Genomic DNA, 26,298 nt, shown 5'->3' with positions numbered 1-26,298 from the left:
CGGATTTCATGGCGTTGCCGACCTTACGGATCATTGGTTTTATCATCGGCATCTTCCTGATAACCCTGGCTGTGGCCATGGTCGTGCCGATGGCCACGCTGGTGATTTTCGAGCGCACCAGCGATCTGCCGTCGTTCCTCTGGGCGAGCATGATCACCTTTGTCGCCGGCCTCGCTCTGGTGATACCCGGCAGACCGGAACACATTCACCTGCGCCCGCGCGACATGTATCTGCTGACGGTCAGCAGCTGGCTGGTAGTGTGCATTTTCGCCGCGCTGCCGTTTCTGCTGACCCAGCACATCAGCTACACCGACTCGTTCTTCGAAAGCATGTCCGGCATCACCGCCACCGGCTCCACCGTGCTCAACGGCCTGGACAACATGTCACCGGGGATTCTGATGTGGCGGTCGCTGCTGCACTGGATCGGCGGCATCGGCTTTATCGGCATGGCGGTGGCGATTCTGCCGCTGCTGCGCATCGGTGGCATGCGCCTGTTCCAGACCGAATCCTCCGACCGTTCGGAGAAGGTCATGCCGCGTTCGCACATGGTGGCGCGGTTGATTGTGGCGGCCTACGTCGGTATCACCATTCTGGGCAGCCTGGCGTTCTGGTGGGCGGGGATGAGCCCGTTTGATGCGATCAATCATGCGATGTCGGCGATTTCCACCGGTGGTTTTTCGACCTCTGACCAGTCGTTGGCCAAGTGGACACAACCGGCAGTGCACTGGGTGGCAATCGTCATCATGATTCTCGGCAGCCTGCCGTTCACCCTCTACGTGGCGACGCTGCGCGGCAATCGCCGTGCGTTGATCAGGGATCAACAGGTGCAGGGTTTGCTGGCGATGTTGCTGGTGACCTGGCTGGTGCTCGGCACCTGGTATTGGTGGACCACCAAGCTGCATTGGCTGGAAGCGCTGCGGCATGTGGCGCTGAACGTGACCTCGGTGGTCACCACCACCGGTTTTGCCCTCGGTGATTACAGCCTGTGGGGCAACTTCTCGCTGATGCTGTTTTTCTATCTTGGCTTTGTCGGCGGCTGCTCAGGTTCGACGGCGGGCGGGATCAAGATTTTCCGTTTTCAGGTCGCCTACATCCTGCTCAAGGCCAACCTTAATCAGCTGATCCACCCGCGCGCGGTGATCAAACAGAAGTACAACGGTCACCGCCTCGACGAAGAGATCGTCCGTTCGATCCTGACTTTCTCGTTCTTCTTCGCCATCACCATCTGCGTGATCGCCCTGCTGCTGTCGCTGCTCGGAGTCGACTGGATGACCGCACTGACCGGCGCCGCCAGCACCGTGTCCGGCGTCGGCCCGGGCTTGGGCGAAACCATCGGCCCGGCCGGCAACTTCGCGACCCTGCCGGATGCGGCGAAATGGATTCTGTCGTTCGGCATGCTGCTCGGCCGACTGGAGATCATTACGGTGTTTGTGCTGTGTATTCCGGCGTTCTGGCGTCATTGACCGCGTCCGGCACCTGCGTCAGGCGCAAGCGGTACTCGCCGGGCGTGGTGTCGAACCAGCGGCGAAACGCGCGGAAGAAGTTGCTCGGGTCAGCAAAGCCCAACAGGTAGGCGATTTCCAGCAAGGTCATGCTCGGTTGCGCCAGATATTGCTCAGCCAGCTCGCGCCGGGTGTCGTCGAGCAACTGCTGAAAACTGGTGCCCTCCTCCTGCAAGCGCCGCTGCAAAGTGCGCTGCGACAGGTGCAGCGTCTGCGCCACGGTGTCGCGCTTGGGCTCGCCTTGGGGCAGCAAACGACACAGCACCTGGCGTGCCCGGTGCGTCACGCGACTCTCGGAAAACCGCGCCAGATATTCCCCGGCAAAACGGTCATGCAACAGCGCCATGGCTTCGTTGGCTGTCGGCAGCGGCGCCTCCATATCGGCCCGTTCGAAGATCAACGCGTCGTATGGCGCGTTGAACACCAGCGGTGCGTGAAAGGCTTCTTTATAAGGTTGCAGATTTGTCGGCTGATCGCCCTGAACCAACACTTTGACCGGGTGCAGCGGGCGCCCGGTCAGCCAGCCGCACAGCGCCAGTGCACAGGCGAGTGACGCTTCGGCGCTCTGCCGGGTCGGCGGCAGATGATCGCCGTGCACGGTGAGAATCAGCGCGTAACCTTCATCGAGCAAGCGAAAGCTCAAGTCGGCGCTTTCGGCAATGATGCGTTGATAGCGCACCAGACGCTGGAAACCTTCGGCCAGCGTGTTGCTCGACATCAGCGCGTAGCCGGCGACATGAAACGAGGCCGGGCGCACCACTTTGCCCATGTTCAGGCCGATCGCCGGGTTGCCGGACACCTCGACCGCGCGCTGCCAGAGCCGGGTCATGGAGTCCTGCGGGAAGCGTGCATCCGGATCTTCAAGGGCGCTGAAATCCAGCCCCAGTTGCCTGAACAGAACCCGGCAATCCAGGCCGTCCATCTCCAGTGCTTTGACAATCCCCATCGCCCAGCTTGCAGAAGTCGTTCGTTCGCTCATGGTTGTTATTCTTTTACATGACGGGCTGCAGATAACCGCCCTATTTGCGAAGGATACTAAAGTGGCGCCGATTGTCACTGGCCCACGCCAATGATCACTCTAGACTCAAATAAGCTCCCCGCCGAACAACTTGTCGCCAGAACAATCACCACAGAGAGCGCGGTCGTGGAAAACATCAAGCAGTTCAACAGCTTCGCCGAGTTCTATCCGTATTACCTCGCCGAACACAGCAACAGCACCTGCCGTCGTCTGCATTTCATCGGCACTTCTCTGGTCATCTTCATTCTCGCCCTGAGCATCGCCAAAGGCGCCTGGCTGCTGTTGCTCGCGCTACCTCTGGCCGGTTACAGCTTTGCCTGGATCGGCCATTTCTTTTTCGAGAAAAACCGCCCGGCGACGTTTCAGTATCCGCTGTACAGCCTGCTCGGCGATTTCGTCATGTACCGCGACATGATTCTCGGTCGCGTGGCGTTCTGAATGAGGGTCTGCCAATGAATGCCCATGCTCGCTTCACCCATATGAAGGACGGCACCGAGGAAGACTGGGCGATTATCGCCGCCGATTTCAGTGCCTATGCCAGACAGCTGCCATCGCGGATCCTCGCGCATTTGAAGCTGCTTGAAGGCGACTTCGGTGGTTTCCCGGTGGATCGCCTGACCCACTCGTTGCAAACCGCGACCCGCGCCTTTCGCGACGGGCGTGACGAGGAATACGTGGTCTGCGCGCTGTTGCATGACATTGGCGACACTCTCGGTTCGTACAACCATCCGGACATCGCCGCAGCGATTCTCAAGCCGTTCGTGAGTGCGGAGAACCTGTGGATGGTGGAGAAGCATGGCATTTTTCAGGGCTATTACTTCTTTCATCACCTGGGCATGGACCGGCACTTGCGCGAGCAATTCAAGGATCATCCGCAGTTCCACGCCACGGCCGAATTCTGCGCCAAATACGACGCGGCGGCGTTTGATCCGGCGTACGACACGCTGGCGCTGAGTTTCTTCGAGCCAATGATGGAAAGGCTGTTTGCGCAGCCGAAGAACTCGATTTACAAGGCTGCGATGCAAGAACACAGCCTGGCCTGAGACCACATGTGGGAGCGAGCCTGCTCGCGAAAGCGCTGTATCAGGCACATAAGCTTTGTCTGACACTACGCCTTCGCGAGCAGGCTCGCTCCCACAGGGTGATCTTTGGCTCAGGCGATCTCGGCAACTTTGGCAGCTTTCAATTGCGCCTCCCGCGCCTGGGCATCCGCCAGCCGATACAACTCGATCGTGCCGTCCCAATGCTCGATCAGCGCCGTGCACGACTCGACCCAATCGCCGCAATTGAGATAGTCCACCCCGCCGACCTTGCGAATCTCGGCATGGTGGATATGCCCGCAAACCACGCCATGCAGTTCGCGCTTCACACATTCGTGGGCGATGGCTTCTTCAAAGTCGCTGATGAAACTGACGGCGGTCTTGACCTTGTGTTTCAGGTACGCCGAAAGCGACCAGTAACCGTAGCCATAGCGGGCACGCCAGTGATTGAGCCAGCGGTTGAGGGTCAGGGTGAATTCGTAGGCCGAGTCGCCGAGAAACGCCAGCCAGCGGTGATAGCGGGTGATCACATCGAACTGATCGCCGTGGATCACCAGCAAATGCCGACCGTCCGCCGTAACGTGCACCGCCTCGTCGACCAACTGGATATTGCCCAGAATCAGTTTCGAATAGCGCCGCAGGAATTCGTCATGGTTGCCGGTGACGTAAATCACCTCGGTGCCGCGCTTGCTCATGGTCAGCAATCGGCGGATGACGTTGGTGTGGGCTTGCGGCCAGTACATGCCGCTGCGCAGTTTCCAGCCGTCGATGATGTCGCCGACCAGATAGACCTTGTCGGCGTGGTAGCCCTTGAGAAATTGCGACAAGTGCTCGGCCTGGCAATCCCGGGTGCCCAGGTGCACATCGGAGATCCACAGGGTTCGCACCCGTTGTTTGCGACTGGGTCGGGCGAGCTCGGCGCTGGTCATGGGCAACCCTCTGCGATGTTTTCGCCAGCTTGCGCGCGCCCGGTTAATCGACCGTGACAAGCGTGAGTCAGTCGTGTGACAGCGCATCCGGCGTACGGCGGTGTAGACTGAGGGCCACTTCGGAGACAACCTGCCATGCGACCGATCCTCACCCTGCGTCAGTACACCCACGACTTGATTGTGCACAGCCACGAGCACCCGCAGTTGGTGTTCGGGCTGTCCGGTGCGCTGGATTTCGAGGTCGAGGGCTGTGGCAGCCAAGTGCGTCAGCAGAGTGTTGTGGTGGTTCCGTCCGGCGCTCATCATGCCTGCGACAGTCCCCAAGGCAGCAGCTGCCTGGTGCTCGACATCCCTGAAGGGCAATGGGTGCAGGAGTCGCTGGGCGCGCATGCCGAGGCCAGTCGGCGCTTGCTCGATCATCCGGGGCGGCTGTCGCTGGACTCGGGGCAGAGTCAATTGGTCAGCTGGCTGGCGAACAGTCCGGTCAGCGATCCGTTGATCGCGCAGCAAGGCGCAGTGTTGCTGCTGGCCAGTCTCAATCACGCGCAACCTGCCGAACTCCGCGCGCGTCGCTTGCCCTACGCCGCGCTGGATGCGCACATCGAGCAATACGCCGGCTATCCGCTGCAAGTGGCCGACCTGGCGCGCGTGGCCGGGTTGTCCAGTGCGCGCCTGCACGCTCGGTTCATGGCCGAATGCGGACAGACGCCGATGGATTACATCCGCAGTCGACGCCTGCATCTCGCGGTGCAACTGCTGCGCGACACTGCATTACCGATTGGTGAAGTAGCCAGTCGCGTCGGTTACAGCTCGCAAAGTGCGTTCTCGGCCGCAGTCCTACGTGAGTTCGGCTCGTCGCCCGGACATCTCCGGCGCGATTCCTACGACAAAAGACGATAGCCTGCCGACAGACTTGTAGGCCGAGACGCGGTTCAATGGCCCCATGAAGTTGAACCTGAAAAAAGGAATGCAATGACTCCGCGTACCGCCCTCGGCGCTCTGCATATCGGCGCTTTGATGTTTGGCCTGACCGGTGTGTTCGGCAAACTCGCTGCCGCATCCCCTGCTGTGATCGTATTTGGACGTGCAGCTTTCGCCGTGCTCGCCCTGGCATTTTTTGCCCGTTTCGCCAGCCAGCATGGTTGGCAGAAACTTCAGACCGTGGACTGGCGGCGCCTCGCCCTCAGCGGCGTGTTGCTGGCCGGGCACTGGGTGAGTTTCTTCATATCCGTGAAGATCGCCGGGGTGGCCATCGCCACGTTGGGCTTTGCCAGTTTCCCGGCGTTCACGGTGATTCTCGAAGGACTGATCTTCCGCGAACGTATTCGTGCCAATGAAATCGTCCTGGTGGTATTGGTCAGCATCGGTCTGGTGCTGGTGACGCCCGCATTTGATCTGGGCAGCGGCGCCACCGTCGGCTTGCTTTGGGCAGTGTTGTCCGGCCTGCTGTTTTCCCTGCTGTCGCTGACCAACCGCGCCAGTTCCGGGCGCATCCCGGCGGTGCAGGCAGCGTTGTGCCAGAACGTCGTCGTGGCTTTGTGTCTGTTGCCGGTCGCGGCGCCGCAGTTGAGTCAGGTCCGAGCGCTGGACTGGTTGTGGATCGCCCTGCTCGGAGTGTTCTGCACGGGCGTGGCGCACAGCCTGTTCGTCGCCAGTCTGGCGGTGATCAAGGCACGCACGGCGGCAGTGGTGTTCGCCATGGAGCCGGTCTACGGCATCACCCTCGCCTGGCTGCTGTTCAGTGAAACCCCGACCCTGCGGATGCTCATCGGTGGCGCGTTGATCATCGTCGCGATTGTGGTGTCGGCGCGGATGTCAGGCGGCAGCGACAAGACAACCGTCGCCGCCGAGGCCGCCTCTCACTGAGTGCGGTCGTTGTGGCCGAGGTCGCGGTCAGGATCGATCTGATCGCGCACTCGCTGCTTCAATACCTTGGCCTCAGGGAAACCACCGTCGGTCTTGCGCTCCCAGATCTGCACACCCGCACAAGTGATGTGAAACACCCCACCGGTGCCCGGCACCAACGACACTTTGCCCAGGTCGTCAGCGAAGGTGCTGAGCAATTCCTGAGCCAGCCACGCCGCGCGCAGCAGCCACTGGCATTGAGTGCAATAAGTGATGACAACTTCGGCTTTGGCGACGGTCATGATCGCTGAAACTCCTGAGACAGAGGGCGCCGCTATAATAGCCGGCTTTACCGCTTGCCCCGAGACTCACAATGCGCCGTTTGCTGTTTTGCCTGCTGCTTGGTTTCCTTCCCCTGCTGGTTCACGCCAGTGAAGCGCCACGACCGAAAGTCGGCCTGGTGCTGTCCGGCGGCGCTGCGCGCGGGCTGGCGCACATCGGCGTGCTCAAGGCGCTGGAAGAACAAGGCATCAGGATCGACGCGATTGCTGGCACCAGCATGGGCGCGGTAGTCGGCGGCCTGTACGCCTCGGGCTATAAGATCGACGAGCTGGAAAAACTCGCCCTGAGCATCGACTGGCAAGCGGCGCTGTCCGACGCGCCGCCGCGTGAGGACGTGCCATTTCGACGCAAGCAGGACGACCGCGATTTTCTGGTGAAGCAGAAACTCAGCTTCCGCGACGACGGCAGTCTCGGCCTGCCATTGGGGGTAATTCAGGGCCAGAACCTCGCACTGTTGCTGGAAAGCCTGTTGGCGCACACCAGCGACACCCGCGACTTCGACAAACTGCCGATCCCGTTTCGGGCCGTGACCACCGACATCGCCAATGGCGAAAAAGTGGTGTTTCGCAAAGGCCACCTGCCGCAAGTGATCCGCGCGAGCATGTCGATCCCGGCGGTGTTCGCCCCGGTCGAGCTCGATGGGCGCCTGCTGGTGGACGGTGGCATGACCGACAACATCCCGCTGGATGTTGCGCGGGAAATGGGCGTCGACATCGCCATCGTCGTCGACATCGGCACGCCGCTGCGCAATCGCAAGCAACTGACCACGGTGGTCGATGTGCTCAATCAGTCGATCACTCTGATGACCCGGCGCAATTCCGAGGAACAACTGGCGACTCTGCATGCCAATGACGTGTTGATCCAGCCTGCGCTGGCCGCGTTCGGCGTGACCGATTTCGGCAAGGCTCAGGAGATGATCGACGCCGGTTACCGCGCCACGCGGATCCTCGATGCGCGGCTGGCGCAACTCAAGCCGACTCAAACCCAGGACGCGGAACTGAACGCCGCCCGTCAGCCGGGACAGCGCACGCCGATCATTACCGCGATCCGCGTCGAAAATGACTCGAAAGTCGACGATGACGTGATTCGCTATTACATCCGCCAACCGATCGGCGCGCCGCTGGACCTGGGCCGCCTGCATTCGGACATGGGCACGCTGTACGGCCTCGATTACTTCGATCAAGTACGTTACCGCGTGGTGCACAAAGGCCAGGATCACACCTTGGTCATCAGTGCCAGCGGCAAGCGCAGCGGCACCGATTACTTGCGGGTAGGCCTCAATCTGTCGGACGACATGCGCGGCGACAGTGCTTTCAACCTTGGTGCCAGTTATCGCGTCAACGGCATCAACCGCCTCGGTGCGGAATGGCTGACCCGCGCGCAGATCGGCGACAAGCAGGAGCTGTACAGCGAGTTCTATCAACCGCTGGATGTCGGCTCACGTTACTTCGTCGCGCCCTACGGGTCGTTCGAGGCGCAGAACGTCGACTCAGTCCTGGATAATGATCCAATCGCGCAGTATCGCGTCGAGCGCTACGGCTTCGGCCTCAATCTTGGGCGGCAGATCGGCAACAACGGTGAAGTGCGACTCGGCGTCGGCCAGGCCTGGGGCAAGGCTGACGTGCGCATCGGTGATCAGGATCTGCCGAGCGAGAGTTTCAACGAAGGCTTCTATACCGTGAAGTATTCCTACGACTCGCTGGACAACGTCTATTTTCCGCACGAGGGCAAGGACGTCAGCCTGACCTTCACCCAGTTCGAACCGGGGCTGAGCTCGGACACGCGCTATCGCCAGTGGGAACTGAATTTCGACAAGGCCATGAGCCACGGGCCGGATACCCTGATTCTCGGCGGGCGCTACGGCCGCACGCTGGACGATGCCAATGTGGTCACCTCAAGCTTCCTGCTCGGCGGCGCGCGGCAGTTGTCAGGATTCCGTGAGGATGCGCTGTCCGGACAGAACGTCAGCCTGATGCGCGCTGTGTACTACCGCCGCCTGACGCCGCGCTCGTACCTGCCGCTGGACTTCCCGCTGTACGCCGGCGCCTCGCTGGAGCGCGGTCGGGCGTGGAACAATGACAATGAGTTCGACAGCGGCTACATCAACGCCGCGAGTGTGTTTATCGGCTTCGACACGCCGCTGGGGCCGTTGAACTTCACGTATGGGTTGAATGATGCGGACGAGCAGGCGGTTTATCTGAATCTGGGGCAGACGTTCTGACCTGAGACGGTGTTGGCCGATCTGACGCCTTCGCGAGCAGGCTCGCTCCCACAGGGAGAGCGCATTCCATTGTGGGAGCGAGCCTGCTCGCGAAAGCGGTCTCGGATGAACGCGAAATCCGTTGGCGCTCAGCGAATCCCCGCCAGCAACGTCCTTGCCGTCTGCTTCAACGGCTCATCCCCTTCCCTGAGCAATTCATTGAGCAGCGCGATCGCGCTGTCGATGTCGCCATCGTCGATGCAGGTTTGTGCCTGTTCGAGCTTGCCGGCGGCCTCGGTGTCGGTCTCGGTGGACTCGGGTGGTTGCAGATCCAAAGGTTCCAGCACCAGCGACGGCTCGGGATCGCCGAACTCATTGAGAAAGTCATCGTCGAGCGGCTGAGCGTCGGGTTCGGGGATCCATTCAAGTTCGGCCTCTTCGCCAGATGCAGCCTGTGGCAGGTCAAAATCGACAGGCAGCACCGACAGGCTGGTGCCCAGCTCCGGATCATCGATCGGCGGTGCGGCGGCATCGGTGCGGCTGTCGTTCAAATCCCAATTTGAATCCATCGACAGTTCGCCCAGATTCAATTCGAAATCATCCTCGAGAGCGCTGGGCGACGATGCGAGCGGCGCGGCTGCGGTCGCTGCCGTGGCCACGGACAGCTCAGGCGCGATTGGCGTTGCTGCAAATGCCGCCGGTGCGGCGCCTGCCAGTTTGGGATGGCGAGCGCGGGTTTCAATCAGTTCGCGCTCATCGACGCCAAGCGCACGCAGGCGGTTTTCCTGCTGTTCGTAAGCGGCGCTTTCACCCTGGCGCCCAAGAACCTCCAGCAACTGCAAACCGAGATCGGTGCGTTCAGGTTCCTTGTGCAAGGCATCGCGCAGCAGCCCGGCCGCTTCGCTGAGCCGGCCGTAGGCCAGATAGATGCCCACGGCCTCCAGCACATCGCCGGCACCGGGCTCGTCGCGATGATCGGTGGCCGCGTGCGCACCGACAGATTGTTGAAGCTCGGTCTCGTCGACGTCTTCTTCGGCGCTCACAGGCAATAGCGGCGTCGGCGTGCCATCTGCTGTCGAACGTTGCTGACGGCGACGTATGAGCAACGCAGCCAGCACGCCCAGCAGCAATAGAAGTCCGCCGAGCAGCGGCCAGTTCACGCCATCGTCTGCCGCCTCGACCGGAGCTGAAACAGCGGCCGGAACCGGAGCGACCACGGGCGGTGGCGGTGCTTTCTGCACTTCGGCCAAGCGGGTTTGCAAATCTTCGATCTGCTTCTTGCCGTCGGCTATCTGCACTTGCTGCTCTTGCAGCCTGAGGTTCTGTTCGTCGAGGGTCTTTTGCAGCTGCTGGGTGAGCAGCACGCTGGCGGCCAGTTGCTCGGCCTGCGCATCATTGGCAGGCGGCGCCGGCGTTGGCGGCACAGGCGCCGCAGTGCGTTTGCCCTGGGCAGCCTGGGGCGGTGCGGTAACCGGTTCGACAGCTGGAAATTCGGAGGATTGCGGGCGCGGATCCGGCTCGTCGGTGGCGGGCACGATGCCCGGCGAACCCGGCGGATCGATCAACACCGTGTACTCGCGCAGCAGACGGCCGTTGGGTTGATCGAGCTGCACGAGGAAATTCAGGAAAGGTTCGTTGACCGGTTTGCCGGACGTCACCCGGATCATCTGGCGGCTGCCGCGCAGGATCGGAGTGAACTTGAGGTCATTGAGAAAGAACACCCGCTCGACGCCCGCCCGGCCGAACTCATCCGCCGAAGCCAGGCTGGCCGAGAGATCGTTTTGCGTCAACGTACCGACATCGACCAGCGCGATGTCGGCCTTGAACGGCTGATTGAGGGCTGAGTGAACAGTGATTTCGCCCAACCCCAACGCCATCGACCAGGTCGAATAGCTGAATACGCCAGCGAGCAGCAGCCATTTGGCGCCCCCGCGCAGCACGTGCCGACTTGCGAGCATGAGCATCCCTTAAATAAGCAAAACCGGTTTCTATGCGTTCGCACATCCGGTACGAACACGATATTGCCCAGTAGTTCTTATAGTCGGCTCAGCGCGATCTCTCAAAAAATCGCCACCGGGATGTGCCTCAAGATTTTTCCAGGTTGGCCAGGATGTGACCGTGTACGCGCATGCACACCTTCAAATCCGCCTCATCGACGCCCTCGAACAATTCGTGGCGCAGTTGCGTGGCAATGGTTTCGATTTGTTCGATCAAGGGCAAGGCAGGTGCGCAGAGCACGATTTTTTTCGCCCGGCGGTCTTCCATCACGGACTGGCGTTGCACCAGTCCCTGGTTCTCCAGACTATCGAGCAAGCGCGCCAGGGTCGGGCCTTCGACGCCGACACTCTGCGCCAGTTCGCGTTGGGTCGGCGCCTCTTCGAAACGCGCCAGATGCAGCAGCACCAGCCAGCGCGCCTGCGACAGGCCCAGCCCGGCGAGGCGACGATCCAGTTCGGCACGCCAGCCACGGGACATCTGGGCCAGTTGCATACCAAAGCGATGTTGATCGGTTAACGGCATAAAACACTCACGGTTAGACTGAAAATACGGAAAATCTAATTATTAGTCAGCTAAGCATGGGCGGCAGTTATAGGCAAGAGTGGCTCTGTACTGAATCGTTACAACTGCACGGGGCTTGGCGCATACGTCGTTTCACATCTCGAATTCAGACTGCAACGCCGCCCGCACGCAATACAGCACGCCTTCCGGCACACGCCCGGCGAACAGCTCGGCGACTTCGGCGACGGACGGCAACTCGCCCTCACCATCGAGGAACGCGTCCTGCACTTCGCCCATTAATTCCTCAGGCAAATCCAGCGCCTGCTCCAGCGACAACTGCTGCTTGCCGATGGCTTCGGCGAGCATGGCGTAGACGTTCTTCTCCGAGCACTGCAACTGCCCGGCGATCTGCAGCGGGGTCATGCCGGCGCGGGCCAGGGTGATCAGCTCGTGACGGACATCGGCGACCACCTTCGGCGCCTCCGCCTCGCCGCCGAGCACTTCGAGGAAGGCTTCGCCATAGCGCTCCAGCTTGCGTGCGCCGACGCCGCTGACCCGGGCCATTTCCGCCAGAGACGTCGGCTGGCTGCGGAGCATTTCCAACAACGTCGAGTCGGGGAAGATGACGTAGGGCGGCACGCCGTGTTCTTCGGCCAATTTGCGCCGCAGTGCGCGCAAGGCTTCCCACTGTTCGCGTTCCTCGCCGCGCACCAGTTGGCTGGCCTGGCTCTTGCTGCCCGTTTTCGCGGTGACTTGCGGTTTCAGGTCGCGGCGCAGTTCCAGCTTCACTTCGCCTTTGAGCAGCGGCCGGCAACTGTCATTAAGACGCAGACCGCCATAACCCTCGTGATCGACATCGGCCAACCCACGCGCCACCAGCTGGCGGAACAGCGAGCGCCACTCGCTCTCGCTCAACGCCTTGCCAACGCCGAACACCGACAAATGCTGATGGCCGAAGCTGCGCACCTTTTCGTTGTCCTTGCCCAGCAACACGTCGACCAGATGACCGACGCCATAGCGCTGGCCGGTGCGGAAAATCGCCGACAAGGCCTGACGAGCAGGTTCGGTGGCGTCCCAGGTCTGCACGCCGTCGACACAGTTGTCGCAGTGCCCGCACGGTTCTGGCATGTCTTCATCGAAATAGGCCAGCAACGCCTGCCGGCGGCAGCGGGTTTCTTCGCACAGCGAGAGCATGGCGTCGAGCTTGTGCTGCTCCAGACGCTTGTGCCGCTCGTCGCCTTCGGAGTTCTGCAGCATCTGCTTGAGCATCACCACGTCTTGCAGACCGTAGGCCATCCACGCATCCGCCGGCAGCCCGTCACGGCCGCCGCGTCCGGTTTCCTGGTAATACGCCTCAAGGGATTTCGGTAGATCGAGGTGCGCGACAAAGCGTACGTTGGGCTTGTCGATGCCCATGCCGAACGCCACGGTGGCGACCATGATCAGGCCTTCCTCGTTGAGGAAGCGCTTCTGGTGATAAGCGCGCAGATCGTTGGGCAGACCGGCGTGATACGGCAGCGCCGGGAAGCCCTGCTCGCTGAGGAACGCCGCAACTTCTTCGACCTTCTTGCGCGACAGGCAGTAAACGATGCCGGCATCGCTGCGCCGCTCGGCGAGGAACGCCAGCAACTGTTTGCGCGGCTGCTCCTTGGGCACGATGCGATAGAAGATGTTCGGGCGGTCGAAACTCGACAGAAAGCGCTCGGCGTTCTGCAGGTGCAGGCGATCGACAATTTCTTCGCGGGTGCGCTTGTCGGCGGTCGCGGTGAGGGCAATGCGCGGAACGTTGGGGAACAGCTCGGCCAATTGACCCAGTTGCAGGTATTCGCGACGGAAATCGTGGCCCCATTGCGATACGCAATGCGCTTCGTCGATGGCGAACAGGGCGATTTCCAGGCTTTGCAGGAACGCCAGCATGCGTGGCTGCACCAGACGCTCGGGCGCGAGATAGAGCATTTTCACTTCGCCGCGCTTGATCCGCAGGGCGAGATCACGCTGCTGCTCGGCACTCAGCGTGGAGTTCAGCGCAGCGGCGGCGACGCCCAGTTCTTCAAGGGTGGCGACCTGATCGTCCATCAGCGCGATCAACGGCGAAACGACCACCGCCAGGCCCTCGCGCAACAGTGCCGGCACCTGGAAGCACAACGACTTGCCGCCACCGGTAGGCATCAGCACCAGCGCATCACCGCCGCTGGCCACGCGCTCAATGATCGCACCCTGACGGCCACGGAAACTGTCGTAGCCGAAGATGTCCTTGAGGACGCGTTGAGCCTGTTCGAGCATAAAAACTCCAAAAATCTACCGATACATCCCTGCTCAGGCTGGTTCAGAGCAGCCTCGGCTGCTTAAACAAAACGTAAGAACACATTGCATGACCAGCGCAGCGCCGGCAGGGATCGCAAAACGCGGCAGTATACCCGAGGCCTTCGCCGCACAGGGTGCCGCTGAGAAGACACCGCCCGACCGACACACAAAAAGCCCTTGTGGGAGCAAGCCTGCTCTCGAAAGCAATCGGTCAGTCAATGCAACAGTGCCTGACATGGCGCCTTCGCGAGCAGGCTCGCTCCCACATGGCTTTGTATACCGTCCGGCAATTACGGCAAATCTGCCAAGCGGCTGGCTAGAGCGCGCAAGAAAGCCTAGAATTCCCGCATTGTTTATTCCCCAAGGTAGCCCCGTAATGTCCTTCGCTGAGCAACTGACCCGCCTGCAAGTCTTCCTCGATGCCGACGAGCTGCACGACGAGGCGCTGGATTACGTCGCCGCCCACGGTTACCTGACCGCGCTGTCTATCTGCTCCGAAGACGTTCCGGAGCGCGAGTGGATCGACGCGCTGTTCGCCGAAGAGCCGCATTACGCCGACGAAGCCCAGCGTGCCGAAATCGAAGCCACACTGATCGGCCTCAAAGCACACATCGCTCGCCAACTGGCCTCGGATGAAGAATTCGAATTGCCGTGCGAACTGGATCTGGGCGAAGAGCCGGACGATTCCGAATTGCGCGGCTGGTGCATCGGTTTCATGGAAGGCGTGTTCCTGCGCGAAGCGGCTTGGTTCGAAACCGCCGAAGAAGAAGTCAGCGAAATGCTCCTGCCGATCATGGTCGGTTCCGGCCTGTTCGACGAGCAGCCTGAGTTCGAAGACATCGCCAAGGACGCCAACCTGATGGACGACATGATCGTTCAGATCCCGGAAGCCCTGACCGCGCTGTATCTGCTGTGCCAGGCCCCCGAAGAAAAACCGGCGATCCTCAAGCCTCGTCATCACTAAGAACCGGCCTATGGACAACCCCATAGGCAACCGCCCCCTGATGTTGCGCTACGTCCTGCTGGCCATCGGCTGGCTCAGCGTCGCATTGGGGGTGATCGGTATCTTCCTGCCGGTCCTGCCCACCACCCCCTTCCTCCTGCTCGCCGCGGCCTGCTTCGCGCGCAGCTCTCCGCGCTTCTATCGCTGGCTGGTCGAACATCCACGGCTGGGGCCATGGATTCGCGACTACCTCGAAGGCAACGGCATCCCGCTCAAAGGCAAGGTCTACGCGATCGGCCTGATGTGGGTGAGCATTCTGTTCTCGTGTTATCTGGTGCCGTTGGTTTGGGCGCGGGGGTTCATGCTGACGAGTGCGGTGTTGGTGACGGTTTATATTGTGCGGCAGAAGACCTTGAAAAAACGCTGATTGCTCCACCGTCGGCGGCACAACCGTTCATCCGATATCCGTCCGCACCTGTCAGAGTTGACAGGTGCGCGCTTTAACGTCGCATGCTTAATTCTTCCGTATCGGCGCTGACAGCCCAGGTAAGCGCCCCGTATGGAAGGCGAAAATTCATGACCAGCTCACAATACCTGATATTCCCTCCTGCGCCGCGTTCCGGTATCGGTGTGCTGGCCCTCTATCCGCCGCAACCACTCCTGCACAAGCTGCAAACTGACCAGAGCTACGGTATCAACATCGCCATGATTGCTCAGAACATTAACGGATTGGGCTTCAGTCTCCCGGCGTATCTGTCTCAAGCCCTCGGTGACCGTATCGAAGTCTTCCTCGATAGACCCGATGTCACCACCCCTTCGTCCGTGATTGATTTCGCCCTTACAGAGGACGATTTTGAGGCCGATGGAAAGACCCCTAAAACCGTACTTTTTTACATTACAGCTGAAACCCTCGAGGAGAAATTCCTGCCGTTTACCGACGTCAGGCTGGATTGCTGGATTAAAGTCACGAGACTGAGCGGCAACCCGGGGGAATCGCCACACTCACAACTCTGGTTCAAACATCCCGCTCCGGGCGAAGCGGACATTGACGGCGGCAAGCCTTCCAATCAGGGCCTCAAGCTGCCGATCGCATCGGAAAGTATCGTCGATCAGAACGTCATCGATGAGGGCATGGAAGTCACGGTCAAGCATTACTTCAATCAGCAGATCGGCGATACGGTCGTGCTGACATTTGGTTCGCTGCGGCTGGACTTTGTCGTTACCGACGACTCGGCCGACATCGTTTTCAAGCTGACGCCTGACTTGCTCGGCAAATTGCAACAAACCAGCAATCTGGTGGTGCGCTGGAGCGTTTATGACATTGTCGAGAACTCCAGTGGTTTTTCGGAACCGCTCATTCTGCCGTTCAAGCCCGTAATAACCCTGCTGACCGCGCCGATTTTCGAGCAGTCCGATGCCGACGACGTAATACACCATGACTGGCTTGCAGGCGGCCCGACGAACATTCTCCTGACGGGCAGTTTTGCGATCAACGATGTGATCGACCTGACACTGGAAGGATTCACCCGAAACAACGTGCCAGTCACTCATACCTATTCTTTAACGGTGACCGTAGACAGCAAGACACTGAACTTTCCCGTGGAAAATTTCCGCATTCAAAATGTGATAGGTGGAAGTTTACGGGCAACTTATATTCTGACCAGAGCAGGTCAGTCCAAACTTTCCAAACCTGCTGACGTCACCGTTGCGGGTAAATCCTTGCCACTGGGAGCACCGGAGGTCACCCCACTGGTGGAAGGTGAGCTGGCAGTCGACACTGCCAAAGCCTTTATAAATGTCGCCAGTTTCTGGCCCTTGAAACAAGGGGCAGAGGTCAAGCTGCATTGGCAGACCACAGACATCAACGGCAAGTTGGTACGGTTTACTTGGGGACAGCTTGTAACGGATCCTTCAAAGCCCATCGTTTTCGAGGCCGAGAACGAGTACATCAAGCCCTACGCCAGCGCGAGACTGGCCGTGCAGGCCACCATCACCAATCCCGGCGAAAGTGAAGTCTTTTCCGATATCGCGCAGTTGAAGATCGGCGATCCCAAGGAGCTTGTCCTCACGCCGCCCTCACTGGTATCGCCTTTCACTAATCCGCTTGATCCCTTGGCAGCGCTGCCGAGCATGCTGGTGGAATATCTCGATGCCAAGACCGAGAAGGTTCGCCTGGTGTGCACACCACTGCCCTTGGGATTTGATCGCTTCCCGCTGGTAGATCTGGATTCGGCCAAACAAGCCCGCTTTACGTTCGACAGGCGCCTCATTGTGGCGCTTCACGGTGAAACCGTGCGATTCAAATTCAACCTGAATCAGGACGGCAAGAAAATCGGATCTTCTCCGGAAACTGAGATTTCTTTCAAACTGATCGCTGATCAGGATCCCAGGTTTCCGAGACCGCGAATCATTGGCATTGATAACGCAATCCTGGACGTAAAAAAACTGACCAGCGCAGACAAATTGGCGGTCAACCTCTGGCACGGACAACGGCCGGGCCAGAGCATGACGCTGGTGCTGATCGGCATCGACAGCAAAGACAACCCTGTTCGCCACGTCATCATGAACGCGGAGGCGAGCGTCACCAGCGCCGGGCTGATACGGGAACTGTCAACGCCGACGCTGGAAGTGTTGAAAAATCTCAAAAGCGGCAGTACGGCGACATTGATATTTTCCGTGCGCCTGGGGTTGCGCGGCAATCCAGTGGAATTTCCCCACCAGACCTATCAGATCGAATCTCTGGTTGAGTTGCAGCCGGTCATCACACTGATTAAGGACTCGCAGAACAGGGAGATTCCGCATAGCGACCTGACGGTTGATCCGAATGTCACGATCGAGGGAACTGCGAGCGTAGAACAGCAGGTTGAAGTTCTGGTGAATGGCAAGTCGATAGAGACATTGACCACAGACAAGGACGGGAAATTTTCAACGCTATTGAAGGGGCTCGTTGTCGATGTACTGACAGTCGTGCAGATTCGAGCACTCTATGGCGACGGTCTTCTCTCTCCTTTACGCTCGTTCACGCTGCGCAAAGCGCTGCAAGTCAACAACAGCGCCATGGCCCTGTCAGGACTGAGAGTTTATGCATGGCGCCACACTCACAGTGCAGATTTTCCAAACAATACCCAAATCCGCGCCGCCGTCCCGTCTACAGGCGTCCACCCGATCACCTACAGAAGCAGTAATCCGAACGTGGCTTATGTCGACGGCAACGGGAAAGTCACGGGCATACGTAACGGCAATACGTACATTACCGTACAGGACCGATTCAGCTCATTTTCCTATTACGTCAGTGTGACGAATGTTTATCAGTTGGCTATCGGCGGCTACGGCATGACACACCAAGAGGCGCTCAACTGGCGATACAGCATTCCGGGCGCAGAACCGATGAGCAGAGCACTGCACGCCATGCAAGTTGTATATGGTCCCGATCCTTATTGGCCAATAGCCGCTGGAGGGATCTACAGGATGTGTGATGAAAGCGGTTGTCCTGGCAACCTGCGAGCGATATATGGACATGCCAACGGCGGAATTTATTGCCATTCGGACCTGAACGCCCGATGGGCTCCATGGTGTATCTATCCCATTTACGGATAAACCGGCCTCTTCGCGAGCAGGCTCGCTCCCACAGTTTCACCGCTCTCCCCTGTGGGAGCGAGCCTGCTCGCGAAGGCTGACTTAAAGACAACACGTCTCTACAGACAGACAAAACCCACCGTCCCGAATCAACCGGGGCGGCGGGTTTTGTCATTTCAGACCTCAGCTCAAACCGTATCCACCTTCAACGAATGATCATTGAGCATGCCGCTGATGATCGTCGCTGTGTCGTGACCGCTGGCAATCATGCCGCCTGCGCCCGGGGTCACGCCGTAGTGGCTGGCGAGGTTGACGCCGGCCAGGTCGATGGTCTGGCTCGGCGCGGCGCCGGCCATGGCGCTGACGTCGATGCTGGTCATCACCGAGGCGCCGCTGCCGCTGACGGTGAAGTGCAGATAGTCGTCCAGCGACGCGGTACTGGCGTTTTCGCCTTGCAGCAGTTGCGACAGATCGAGCCTGTCGGTACCGGGGGTGAAATCGGTAATCAGGTCATGGCCGCTGTTGCCCTTGAGCCACTGGAAGGTGTCGGCCCCTGCCCCGCCCGTCAGCGTATTGTTGCCCATGCCACCAATCAGTAAGTCATCGCCAGCGCCGCCATTGAGGAAGTCGTTGCCGAGGCCACCGTTGATCACGTTGTTGTTGCCGTCGCCGGTGAGGCTGTCGTTGAAGTTGGAGCCGAGCAGGTTTTCGATGCCGGTCAACGTATCGGTACCGGCGCCGAGGGTGTTCTGCGCACCCAGCAGGCCGAGATTGACGGTGACGGCGGCTGTGGCGTGGGCGTAGCTGGCGGTGTCGCTGCCAGTGCCGCCGTCGAGCAGATCGTTGCCCGCGCCGCTGTAGAGCAAATCGTTGCCAGCGTCGCCGTGCATTTCGTTATTGCCGGAGCCTGCCGTGAGTACGTCGTTGCCGTCGCCGGCATTGATCACGTTGTTGCCGCTGCCCGCCACCAACACATCGTCGCCAGCAGTGCCAGTCAGGGTGTGGCCGTCCTGATAGCTGATGCTGACGTTGGCCGTGTCGCTGCCGCCGTGGTTGTCGTTGGCGGCGTAAGTGCCGTGGTAGTCCGGCGTGATGTCGTGGGCCGCGGCGTAGTTGAGGGTCATGGTCAGCTGGTAGTTCTCCGCCGCATTCGGGTTGCCGCCACCATTACCAATGTTGGTGATGTGAATCTGGTAGACGCCGTCCGCCGAGGCGCTGAGGGTCTGGCCATCCGCCAGCGCCATCCAGGCACCGCCATTGAGCGAATACTCCATGCTGATCTTACCGGCACCCAGATTGTGATCCAGATTGAGGGTTTCGCCCTGACGCAGATTGACGGTAATGCGGTCTTCATCGTTGGCATTGCTGTTGCTCACCATGCCCAGATAACCGCTGACCACCAGCACGGCGGTCATGGTCGCGGCATTGGCGCTGAAGGCGCTGCGCACATTGGCCAGATTCTGGTTGGCTGCGTTATTGGTCTGCCCAGTGAAGCCGATCAGGCCGCTGCCGGTGAAGTCCGCCGCTTTCGACACCCAACCGGTATTGAAACTGGTGGGTGTGGCGTTGAGGGTGTCGCCGTTCGGATCGGTGTCATTGGCCAGCAACAGCTCGCCCGGCACCACGATATTGCCCGACAGCACGTTGGTGATGACGTGATCGTCCATCGCCACCGGTGGCGCGTTGGGGATCACTTTCACCGTCAGGGTGGAGCTGGCCAGATCGCCGTCGTTGTCGCTGACGGTGAAGCCGATGTTTTCGGTGATCACCACTGCGGTGGTTTTCTGCGAGGTGTAGCTGTATTCGCCGGTATCAAGATTGACCACCAGCGTGCCGCTGTTGTTGGTGGCAATGCTGACGCTGTTGTTGGCGGTATTGAAGGTGCCGTGATTGGCGCCGCCGCTCGCGGTCAACGAACCCTGGCCACTGAGGGCTTTCGGATCGTAGGTGTAGGTGGTGCCGTCGACCACGATCGACTTGATGAAACCGCCATCGGCGCCGAACGAACCGCCCTCGCCCAGCAGCGAACCGGTGACCGGCGCGCCCTGCACGGTGCCGGACAATACCGAGTTGAGCTGATTGAGATCGGTGACCACCACCGCATTGGTATTGGTGTGGTTGATGCCGTCGTAGGCCAGCGGATCGAGGTTGGCGTTGCTCACGCCACTGCCCAGACCAATGGCGTAGTTCTTGATGTTGTTGGCGTCGAGGAAGTTTTTCAGCGCGGCTTCGTCAGCCGTGCCGATGTCGCCCTCGTTGGGCTTGCCGTCAGAGAAGAAGTAGCCGACGTTCTGTGCCCCGGTGAGTTTGCCGGAGGTGTTGAACGCGGTCTGCATCACTGCTACGGCAGCATCGTAGTTGGTGCCGCCGCCAGCGTTGAGACCGGCGAGGAGTGTCTTGGCGGTGGCGACATCCACCCACACGGTGGTGCGGTCGGCGGCATTGCTGCTGAACGTCACCAGCTGCACTTTCACATCGCCCAGATCATCGTACTTGTCGAGCAAGGCACCAATGGCCTGCTTGGCCAGTGCCAGCCGCGACAGGCCCGGCACGCCAGAGGCATCAGCCATACTGCCGGAGATGTCGAGGACGATGAGAATGTTCGAATCGATCTCCACTGCGGTTACCGAGCGATCCGAGGCAACGGCTTTCGGTATGTCGTCGACGATGTTGACCACGAGGGTGCTGGTGGTGCTGTTGCCCAGTGCATCGGTGGCTTTGTAGGTGAACGTTTCGCTGAGGGTGTTCGGCCCGTCGTTGGCGTTCGGCGCGGTTTTCGGCGCCGAGGTCAGCGTGTAGGTGTAGGTGCCGTCAGCGTTGAGCAGCAGTTGCCCGTAGCTACCGGTGGCGTTGCCGACCAGGGTGTAAGTGATCGCGCCGCTGCCGCCACTGACCGAACCGACCAGCGTGCCGCTGGCGGTTTCACCGGTATTGCCCGGTTCGCTGCCGGTGACTGTGCCGGGGGCGAGATCCTGGCCATCCTTGTTCAGGTCGAGGGCTTTTTCATAGACCGTCACATCCTGATCGACCGAGGCGACCAGTTTGCTGTCGGCGACGTTGATGGTCAGCGTCGTGGTGCTTTCATCGCCATCGCTGTCACGGATGGTGTAGGTGAACGTGTCGGTCGCGCCCGGCGGGCTCACCGAGTTCGGGTTGCTGTGGTAAACCGCATTGCCCGCCGCGTCGAGGGTCAGGTAGCCGTAGTTGCCGTTGATGTTGCTGTTGAGCCCGCCGCTGGCTGATGTCGCGGTGTTGCTGCCGGCGCGCACGCCGACCACCGTTGCGGCACCATCGGCGCCGCTGAGGTCATTGCCGAGCACACTGACATTGACCGTGCCGCCCTCCGCTACCGAGCCGGTATCGGCGTTGGCAGTCGGCAAATCGTCGACGATATTGACGTTGATCTGACCGCTGGCGGTACTGCCATCGGTATCAGTGGCGACCACGTCGAAGCTCTCGCTGAGGCTGTTGGCACCGTTGGCGTTCGGATGAGCTTCGTTGTCGACCAGGGTGTAGCTGTAACTGACCACGCCGGTGGCCGGATCGTAACCGGTGATGGTGAAGGTGCTGCCCAGTGGCGAGACCACCGATTGCGGCAAACCGGCGGCGACGCCATTGCTGATCACCGCAATGCCGCCGACCGTGAGGGTTTGCAGGCCATCGAGGGCGGTCACGGTGAAGCTGCCGCTTTGGGTCAGCGCCGAGGTGTTGGGGCTGCTGCCGTCGCTGAGGTTTTTCTCGTAGACGGTGATTTCGCCGCCCTTCACATCGAGGCCGTCGAGGCACACCGGATCGTCGTTGTTATGGATGTTCAGCACCAGGTTGGCGGTGCTGGTGTCGCCGTCGGCATCGGTGATGGTGTAGGCGAAGGTTTCCGTGCCGTTGCCGCCGCCGTGGAGGTTTTTGAAGTCGGCGTCATTGGCGTCCAGCGTGTAGGTGTAAGTGCCGTTGGCGTTGAGCACCAGGGTGCCGTAAGTGCCGGTGAAAGTACCGGCGGTCACCGGGCCGCTGGCGACGCGGTCGGCGCCTTGCACATCGTTGTCGAGGACGTTGCCGGTCAGGGTCACCTGGGCTTCGGTCGCGTTGTCGGCATTGCTGTCATTCAGCGCCTTCGGCACGTCATCGACGATGCTCACAACGATCGTGCTGGTGACGACATTGCCCAGCGAATCGGTGGCCTGATAGGTGAAGGTTTCGCTCAGGCTGTTGGCGCCGTCGTCAGCATGCGGCGTGGTGGTCGCTGGCGAAGTCAGGGTGTAGGTGTAAGTGCCATTGGCATTGAGGACGATCTGCCCGTAATTACCGGTGGCGCTGCCGACCAGTGCATAGCTGATCGCGCCGACCGCACCAGTGACCGAGCCGACCAGGGTGCCGGAAGCGGTTTCGCCAGTGCTGTTCGGATCGCTGCCGACCACACTGCCCGCCGCCAAATCCTGGCCATCCTTGTTCAGGTCGAGGGCTTTTTCGTAGACGGTGACGTCAGTGTCGCTGACCGCTTTCAGGCAGCTGTTATAGACGTCGATGGTGATCGTCGTGGTGCTTTCATCACCATCGGAATCGCGCACGGTGTAGGTGAACACATCCACGGCACCCGGACCGTTCACCGCGTTGGGATTGCTGTGATAAACGGCGTTACCGTTGGCATCAAGCGTGAGGTAGCCGTAGGTGCCGTTGATCTGCGAATTGAGCCCGCCGATGGCCGAAGTCGAGGTGTCGGCACCGGCACGCACGCCGACCACTGCGCCGGTAATCGCCGGGCCATCCGCGCCGCCGATATCGTTATCCAGCACATTGCCGCTGACGGTGCCGCCCTCCGCCACCGAAGCCGCGTCCGCATGCGCGGTCGGTAAATCGTCGACGATGTTGACGTTGATCTGGCCGCTGGCGGTACTGCCATCGGTGTCCGTCGCGACGACGTCGAAGTTCTCGGTGAGGCTGTTGGCGCCGTTGGCGGTTGGATGGGCTTCGTTGTCGGCCAGGGTGTAGCTGTAACTGACTACGCCGGTCGCCGGGTCATAACCGGTGATGGTCAAGGTGCTGCCCAGGAGTGTGATCACCGATTGCGGGAAACCTGCGGCCACGCCGTTGGTGATCACCGCGATGCCGCCGACTGTGAGGGTCTGCAGACCATCGAGAGCGCTGACGGTGAAGGTGCCGTTCTGGGTCAGAGCTGGGGTGTTGGGGCTGGTGCCGTCGCTGAGATTTTTTTCGTAGACGGTGAGTTCGCCACCGTTGACGTCGAGGCCGTTGAGCAGCACCGGATCGTCATTGTTGTGGATATTCAGTACGAGATTGGCAGTGCTGCTATCGCCGTCGGCATCAGTGATGGTGTAGGCGAAGGTTTCCGTGCCGTTACCGCCGCCGGTCAAGGCTTTGAAGTCGGCGTCGCTGGTGTTCAGCGTGTAGGTGTAGGTGCCGTCGGCGTTCAGCATCAACGTGCCATAAGTACCGGTGAAAGTACCCGGCGTGACTGGGCCGGTCGGTACGCGATCGGCGCCTTGTATGTCGTTGGTGAGGACATTGCCAGTCAGCGTCAGTTGGCTTTCTGAGGCAGTGCCATTGCTGTCATCGTTGGCTTTCGGCAGGTCGTCGACGATGTTGACGTCGAGGGTGCCGGTGGCCGTCGTGCCGTTGTCGTCGACCACCGTGACTGCGAACTGCTCAGGCAGATTATTCGCGCCGTTGGCGTTCGGATGCGCTTCATTGTCAGCCAGGGTGTAGCTGTAACTGACCACGCCGGTTGCAGCGTTGAAACCGGTGATGGTCAGCGTGCTGCCCAGTGGCGTGGTGATCGATTGCGGGAAGCCTGCGGCGACGCCATTGGTGACCACGGCGATGCCGCCGACGGTCAGCGTGGTGACGCCGTCCAGTGCAGTGATGGTGAACGTGCCGTTTTGCGTCAGTGCGCCAGCGTCAGGGGCGCTGCCGTCGCTGAGGTTTTTTTCGTAGATCGTCAGCTCGCCACCGGCGACGTTCAGGCCGTCGATGGTGACTGGATCGTCGTTGTTGTGGATCTGCAGAACCAGATTGGCAGTGCTGGAATCGCCGTCGGCATCAGTGATGGTGTAGGCGAAGGTCTCTGTGCCGTTGCCGCCACCGGTCAAGGCTTTGAAATCGGCATCGCTGGTATTCAGGGTGTAGGTGTAAGTGCCGTCGGCGTTCAGAACCAAGGTGCCGTAAGTACCGGTGAACGTGCCGGGCGTAACCGGGCCTGTCGGTACGCGGTCGGCACCTTGCACGTCGTTGGTCAGGACGTTGCCGGTCAGGGTCAGTTGGCTTTCCGAGGCGGTACCGTTGCTGTCGTCGTTGGCTTTCGGCAGGTCGTCGACGATGTTCACGTCGAGGGTGCCGGTGGCCGTCGTGCCGTTGTCATCGACCACCGTGACTGCGAACTGCTCAGGCAGATTATTCGCGCCGTTGGCGTTCGGATGCGCTTCGTTGTCGGCCAGGGTGTAGCTGTAACTCACTACACCGGTTGCAGCGTTGAAACCAGTAATCGTCAGCGTGCTGCCCAGTGGCGTGGTGATCGATTGCGGGAAGCCTGCGGCGACGCCGTTGGTCACTACGGCGATGCCGCCGACGGTCAGCGTGGTGACGCCGTCCAGTGCAGTGATGGTGAACGTGCCGTTTTGCGTCAGCGCGCCAGTATCCGGAGCGCTGCCGTCGCTGAGGTTTTTTTCGTAAACCGTGAGCTCGCCGCCAGCGACGTTCAGGCCGTCGATGGTGACTGGATCGTCGTTGTTGTGGATCTGCAGAACCAGATTGGCGCTGCTGCTATCGCCGTCGGCATCGGTGATGGTGTAGGCGAAGGTTTCAGTGCCGTTACCGCCGCCGGTCAAGGCTTTGAAATCGGCATCGCTGGTGTTCAGGGTATAGGTGTAGGTGCCGTCGGCGTTCAGAACCAAGGTGCCGTAGGTACCGGTGAATGTACCGGGCGTGACTGGACCGGTGGGTACGCGGTCGGCGCCTTGTATGTCATTGGTGAGGACATTGCCGGTCAGGGTCAGCAAGGTTTCCGAGGCAATGCCGTTGGCGTCGTCAAACGCTTTGGGCACGTCGTCGGTGATATTCACGTCCAGCGTGCCAGTGGCGCTGTCGCCATTGCTGTCGGTGGCGATCACGGTGAACTGTTCGCTGAGATTGTTCACGCCGTCGCCGGCCGCGTGGGTTTCGTTGCCGTTGAGGGTGTAGCTGTAGCTGACCGTGCCGGTCGCCGCGTTGTAACCGGTGATGGTCAGGGTGTTGCCCAGTTGCGTGGTGATCGACTGGGGAAAGCCGATCGGCACGCCGCCAACAATCACGTTGATGCCGCCGATGCTCAGGCTGTTCAAACCATCCGCTGCCGAGACCGTGAAGCTGCCACTTTGCGTCAGCGCGCCTGGATTGGCCGCTGTACCGTCAGGCAGATTGGCTTCATTGAGGTTCAGCTCGCCGCCCGCCGCGTCGAGGCCGTTCAGGATGACCGGGTTGTTCACCGGTGGCGGTGGCACCACGACCGGCGCTGGCGTGTCGTCGCCATTGTCGATGTCCGCGTCGCGACGATACTCGGGAAATTCGGGAATGCCGTTGAAGCCGGCGGTGGGGAAACCGATGATCGGATCGACCCGGCCACCGACTTCGGTCAGCAGAACGAAGCTATGCCCGCCGCCCAGTTCACCGGTATTGCCGGTGGGCGCGTTGGGGCCGGCCGCAGTGGCTTCGGCAGTTTTGCTTGGGTCTTCACCGGCGGCGATGGCTTGCTGGATTTGCTCGACATCGGTCAGTTGCGCCTGGCTTGGGGTCTGCGCTTCGTCGACGTTCACCGGCACAGCCTGGTCGGCCAGCAATTGCCCGGTCATGGTGATGCTGCTGCCCCGACCGAGGGTCAATTCCTCGCCGTTTTGCAGTTTCACTGCCACCGCGCCTTCCGCGCCGGTGATCAGTTGATCGCCGGCGTACAAACGATCGCCTTCGAACAACGGACGCTTGATGCCGTCGCTCGCTTGAGCGAACACCTGACCAATGACTTTTGTGACCGTACCGATGAGCGCTGCCATGTGAAATCCTCCGCTGCCGACCACCGTCGGCACAGGTTCGCGAAGCAGCCCATGGCTCAATCGG

The 26,298-nt window shown here is 60.6% G+C and carries 16 protein-coding genes; 9 read left to right on the top strand and 7 right to left on the bottom strand.

From position 1 onward, the window contains the following. Positions 1–8: 8 nt before the first annotated feature. Entirely contained in the window at positions 9–1,463 is a 1,455-nt protein-coding gene (locus PSH90_RS07065) for a TrkH family potassium uptake protein (protein WP_024012066.1), read from the top strand. On the opposite strand, the gene PSH90_RS07060 is transcribed toward PSH90_RS07065, so the two are convergent. Then, a complete protein-coding gene (locus PSH90_RS07060; protein ID WP_202947690.1) occupies positions 1,420–2,481 on the bottom strand; it encodes an AraC family transcriptional regulator in 1,062 nt (353 codons plus the stop codon). The genes PSH90_RS07065 and PSH90_RS07060 overlap by 44 nt on opposite strands. 165 nt (positions 2,482–2,646) lie before the next feature. On the opposite strand from PSH90_RS07060, the gene PSH90_RS07055 reads away from it, so the two are divergent. After that, positions 2,647–2,958, top strand: a complete 312-nt coding sequence (locus tag PSH90_RS07055; protein WP_095180692.1) for a DUF962 domain-containing protein — start codon at positions 2,647–2,649, stop codon at positions 2,956–2,958. Positions 2,959–2,972: 14 nt separating this feature from the next. Next, the gene (locus tag PSH90_RS07050; protein ID WP_305382428.1) at positions 2,973–3,563 is read left to right on the top strand and encodes an HD domain-containing protein; all 591 of its coding nucleotides are present in this window, start codon (positions 2,973–2,975) and stop codon (positions 3,561–3,563) included. A 110-nt stretch (positions 3,564–3,673) separates the two neighbouring features. On the opposite strand, the gene PSH90_RS07045 is transcribed toward PSH90_RS07050, so the two are convergent. Next, positions 3,674–4,489 carry a UDP-2,3-diacylglucosamine diphosphatase gene (locus tag PSH90_RS07045; protein ID WP_197891284.1) on the bottom strand — a complete coding sequence of 272 codons (816 nt, stop codon included), beginning with the start codon at positions 4,487–4,489 and terminating at the stop codon, positions 3,674–3,676. Positions 4,490–4,624: 135 nt separating this feature from the next. Between PSH90_RS07045 and PSH90_RS07040 the strand changes: the two genes are divergently transcribed. Further along, positions 4,625–5,389: an AraC family transcriptional regulator gene (locus PSH90_RS07040; RefSeq protein ID WP_305382426.1), complete on the top strand. Its 765-nt coding sequence runs from the start codon at positions 4,625–4,627 to the stop codon at positions 5,387–5,389. A gap of 72 nt (positions 5,390–5,461) precedes the next feature. Beyond that, positions 5,462–6,355, top strand: a complete 894-nt coding sequence (locus PSH90_RS07035) for a DMT family transporter (RefSeq protein ID WP_305382424.1) — start codon at positions 5,462–5,464, stop codon at positions 6,353–6,355. On the opposite strand, the gene PSH90_RS07030 is transcribed toward PSH90_RS07035, so the two are convergent. Beyond that, a complete protein-coding gene (locus PSH90_RS07030; protein WP_076566525.1) occupies positions 6,349–6,636 on the bottom strand; it encodes a SelT/SelW/SelH family protein in 288 nt (95 codons plus the stop codon). The genes PSH90_RS07035 and PSH90_RS07030 overlap by 7 nt on opposite strands. Before the next feature lie 71 nt (positions 6,637–6,707). Here PSH90_RS07030 and PSH90_RS07025 point away from each other — a divergent pair, with 71 nt between their 5' ends. Next, positions 6,708–8,897, top strand: a complete 2,190-nt coding sequence (locus PSH90_RS07025) for a patatin-like phospholipase family protein (RefSeq protein WP_252885546.1) — start codon at positions 6,708–6,710, stop codon at positions 8,895–8,897. Positions 8,898–9,025: 128 nt separating this feature from the next. Here the strand turns inward: PSH90_RS07025 and PSH90_RS07020 are convergent, their stop codons facing one another. From PSH90_RS07020 to recQ, 3 genes are all read right to left on the bottom strand, one after another. Next, positions 9,026–10,834, bottom strand: a complete 1,809-nt coding sequence (locus tag PSH90_RS07020; RefSeq protein ID WP_305382423.1) for a FimV/HubP family polar landmark protein — start codon at positions 10,832–10,834, stop codon at positions 9,026–9,028. Positions 10,835–10,961: 127 nt separating this feature from the next. Next, positions 10,962–11,396 (bottom strand): MarR family transcriptional regulator, encoded by a 435-nt coding sequence (locus PSH90_RS07015; RefSeq protein ID WP_016771142.1) that lies wholly within the window; start codon positions 11,394–11,396, stop codon positions 10,962–10,964. A gap of 132 nt (positions 11,397–11,528) precedes the next feature. Beyond that, entirely contained in the window at positions 11,529–13,658 is a 2,130-nt protein-coding gene (gene recQ, locus PSH90_RS07010; RefSeq protein ID WP_024012058.1) for a DNA helicase RecQ, read from the bottom strand. A 397-nt stretch (positions 13,659–14,055) separates the two neighbouring features. Here recQ and PSH90_RS07005 point away from each other — a divergent pair, with 397 nt between their 5' ends. The 3 genes from PSH90_RS07005 (at position 14,056) to PSH90_RS06995 (ending at position 18,219) form a co-directional block, all read left to right on the top strand. After that, positions 14,056–14,643 (top strand): YecA family protein, encoded by a 588-nt coding sequence (locus PSH90_RS07005; protein WP_056783701.1) that lies wholly within the window; start codon positions 14,056–14,058, stop codon positions 14,641–14,643. Between the two features lie 10 nt (positions 14,644–14,653). Then, positions 14,654–15,049: a YbaN family protein gene (locus tag PSH90_RS07000; protein WP_056783699.1), complete on the top strand. Its 396-nt coding sequence runs from the start codon at positions 14,654–14,656 to the stop codon at positions 15,047–15,049. A 149-nt stretch (positions 15,050–15,198) separates the two neighbouring features. Continuing rightward, on the top strand, positions 15,199–18,219 hold the full coding sequence (locus tag PSH90_RS06995; protein ID WP_305382422.1) for an Ig-like domain-containing protein: 3,021 nt from the start codon (positions 15,199–15,201) through the stop codon (positions 18,217–18,219). Positions 18,220–18,386: 167 nt separating this feature from the next. Here the strand turns inward: PSH90_RS06995 and PSH90_RS06990 are convergent, their stop codons facing one another. Then, positions 18,387–26,234 (bottom strand): retention module-containing protein, encoded by a 7,848-nt coding sequence (locus PSH90_RS06990; protein ID WP_305382420.1) that lies wholly within the window; start codon positions 26,232–26,234, stop codon positions 18,387–18,389. Positions 26,235–26,298 lie beyond the last annotated feature (64 nt).

The sequence above is a fragment of the Pseudomonas sp. FP1762 genome, from assembly GCF_030687105.1.
In the GTDB taxonomy this organism is placed as follows: Bacteria; Pseudomonadota; Gammaproteobacteria; order Pseudomonadales; family Pseudomonadaceae; genus Aquipseudomonas; species Aquipseudomonas siliginis.
Note: the sequence above shows the minus strand (reverse complement) of the source record. Positions and strands in the feature narration are given on the sequence as shown.